Origin of the sequence: Brevundimonas sp. UBA7838, assembly GCF_002500885.1 — a bacterium.
GTDB lineage: Bacteria > Pseudomonadota > Alphaproteobacteria > Caulobacterales > Caulobacteraceae > Brevundimonas > Brevundimonas vesicularis_C.
Genome location: NZ_DLTK01000111.1, coordinates 515 through 2,669, shown reverse-complemented (window position 1 = coordinate 2,669; position 2,155 = coordinate 515). Strand labels below are relative to the sequence as shown.

The following is a 2,155-nucleotide window of genomic DNA, read 5'->3' as shown; positions in this document are numbered from 1 at the left end:
GGCGACAGGTCGGCGGCGGCCTGGGGCGACCGGGGCTGGGGCGCAGGCGTCGCGGCCTCGCTGCGCGGATGGCGGGACCAGCCCTCTTTCGTCGCGCGGGCGCGAATGGAGGCCTCGGTCACGTCGTGGCGGGCGGCGACGGTCTTGGCGTCGAGGCCGGACAGATAATCCTTTCGGACCTGGGTCCAGACCTCGGGCGGTTTGATCTTGTATCTGCGTTTTTCCATGTGGGCATTATGGGGCCGGCGCTACCCCAGGCCGGAAGAAGGGCGATTTTCGAGGCTAGAGACCTGATTTTCCACATCGCGAGATGTCAGGGGTCACGCGCCAGCTGTGCATGAGGCGCGGGTGCGACCGATGATGACGCAGGGGCGTGCGACACCCCTGTCCCATGAGCCAAGGCATACATCGCAAGATCCGGCCGGACGCCGTCTGGGCCGAGGTCAGGAAGGCGTGGGAGGACGGCGAGATCGCGCGGTCCGTCGCCGCCCGCTATGACGTCGGGGTGCCCGCCCTGTGGAAGCGGCGCGAGGCGGAAGGCTGGAAACGGCCCGAGCCGACGCTGGCGCCGATCGAGCCGGCCGAGGGCTGGAACCGGCATATCCAGGCGCGGCGCGACGCCTTCAACGCCCAGCTGGAGGACGCGCGGGCGCTGGCGGAATGTCTGGCGGCGGCGATGACGGACGAGCGGCTGAGCCGGGCGCCGCACTGGCATATTCCGTGGCTGTATCACTGGCGCGCGACGCATCTGGGGCCCGAGGCGACGGCGCGGGACCGGGCGCGGGCGATCGAGACGGGCCAGCCGTGGGCCGAGCGGTTCTGGGACGCGGACGGGGCGCTGAAGCCGCTGGCGTGGCTGGATCTGGAGATGGCGCGGCTGCATCCCGAGGACTGGCGCGCGGCCATCGGCCTGCCCGACGGACTGCCCGAGGCGGCGACGCGATACGCGCCCTGATGGGCGCCGCAGTTGACTTATCGGCGATAAGCGCCCATTTGCGCGGCGTCGCACACTCGCGATCTCCGGCGTCTCCAGCGCGTGTGGGTCCCCCTCGGACCTGTCTGTAGAAGCCGCCGGCCCCTCATATCCATTCGCTGCCCGGACACGCGGGGCGGCGCCCGATCCACCCCGCAGGCCTCCTCCCCGAGGCCCCGTCGGGACTGGCGGTGCGCGGCCCGACGGCGTCATGCCATGGCTGATAGCGCCCTGCCGCTACGCGAAAGATAGACTGCTGTGAGCACCACATTCGAATCCATGGGCCTGAACAAGGCCCTGCTGCAGGCCCTGGCCTCGACCGGCTACACCAAGCCGACGCCGATCCAGGAAAAGGCCATCCCCGATGTCATGGCCGGCAAGGACCTGTTGGGCATCGCCCAGACCGGCACCGGCAAGACCGCCGCCTTCGCCCTGCCGATCCTGCATCGCCTGGCCGAAAACCGCATCGCCCCCAAGCCCCGCACGACGCGCGTGCTGGTCCTGAGCCCCACGCGTGAGTTGGCCACCCAGATCGGCGACAGCTTCAAGGCCTATGGCGCGCACCTGGGCTTCCGCGTCGCGGTGATCTTCGGCGGCGTGAAATACGGCGGTCAGGAGCGGGCCCTGCAACAGGGTCTGGACATCCTGGTCGCCGCGCCCGGCCGCCTGCTGGACCACATCCAGCAGAAGAACCTGGACCTGTCCTCGACCGAGATCTTCGTGCTGGACGAGGCCGACCAGATGCTGGACCTGGGCTTCATCAAGCCGATCCGCCAGATCGTCTCGAAGATCCCGGCCAAACGCCAGAACCTGTTCTTCTCGGCGACCATGCCCGGCGAGATCGGCAAGCTGGCGGGCGAACTGCTGAAGGACCCGGTCAAGGTCCAGGTCACGCCGCAGTCGACCACGGTGCAGCGTATCAGCCAGTCGGTCGTCTATATCGAACAGGGCCGCAAACGCGCCCTGCTGACCGAGATGTTCTCGGATCCCGAGTACACGCGCTGCCTGGTCTTCACCAAGACCAAGCACGGCGCCGACAAGGTCGCGGCCTATCTGGAAGCCGGCGGCGTCGAGGCCGGGGCCATCCACGGCAACAAGTCCCAGCCTCAGCGTGAACGCACCCTGGCAGCCTTCAAGGCCGGCAAGCTGCGCGTCCTGGTCGCCACCGACATCGCCGCGCGC

Annotated in this window: 3 protein-coding genes; 2 read left to right on the top strand and 1 reads right to left on the bottom strand. The window is 69.0% G+C overall.

The window, feature by feature from the left end; all coding sequences use genetic code 11:
- Positions 1-227: hypothetical protein (locus B3T77_RS10465; RefSeq protein ID WP_292079405.1), on the bottom strand; the 227-nt coding region annotated here is incomplete at its 3' end.
- Between the two features lie 164 nt (positions 228-391).
- Between B3T77_RS10465 and B3T77_RS10460 the strand changes: the two genes are divergently transcribed.
- Positions 392-955 carry a hypothetical protein gene (locus tag B3T77_RS10460; protein WP_292079403.1) on the top strand — a complete coding sequence of 188 codons (564 nt, stop codon included), beginning with the start codon at positions 392-394 and terminating at the stop codon, positions 953-955.
- 297 nt (positions 956-1,252) lie between these two features.
- The coding region (locus B3T77_RS10455) for a DEAD/DEAH box helicase (RefSeq protein WP_292079407.1) at positions 1,253-2,155 on the top strand (903 nt) is incomplete at its 3' end.